At 28.6% G+C, this 287-nt stretch carries 1 protein-coding gene; it reads right to left on the bottom strand.

The features are described 5' to 3' along the window. Positions 1–61: 61 nt before the first annotated feature. Entirely contained in the window at positions 62–247 is a 186-nt protein-coding gene (locus WFZ85_RS16275) for a hypothetical protein (RefSeq protein ID WP_342697284.1), read from the bottom strand. Between the last annotated feature and the right edge of the window lie 40 nt (positions 248–287).

The raw sequence follows: 287 nt of genomic DNA, 5'->3' as shown, positions 1-287 counted from the left end.
ATGCATCTATTAAATTTAATGATTTCAACAAAGCTTCATACTTTAGCTCCCGCTTTTGTTTTTAAATATCTTTTTGAATTTCTATCTCAGATTTAACTCCTTCAATTTGTTTCGTGATTGCACTAATATCTTCTTTTGTTGCTAAATTTTTCCCTTTTTCTTCCCTATAAGATTTGATAAAAGCCAAATATAATCCTAACCCGATTATTATTATTTCAAGCACTATTTGAATTTCGTTTTGTGTCATTAGATTTACGTGTCTTAAATTACTGCCATCGTCAGACTAT

Source organism: Flavobacterium aureirubrum (assembly GCF_038739835.1).
Taxonomy (GTDB): Bacteria; Bacteroidota; Bacteroidia; order Flavobacteriales; family Flavobacteriaceae; genus Flavobacterium; species Flavobacterium aureirubrum.
This window is presented reverse-complemented; position numbering and strand designations above follow the sequence as displayed.

Coding starts and splice junctions, on each gene's coding strand:
- WFZ85_RS16275 (WP_342697284.1), bottom strand. CDS start 247: ATGACACAAAACGAAATTCAAATAGTGCTTGAAATAATAATAATCGGG.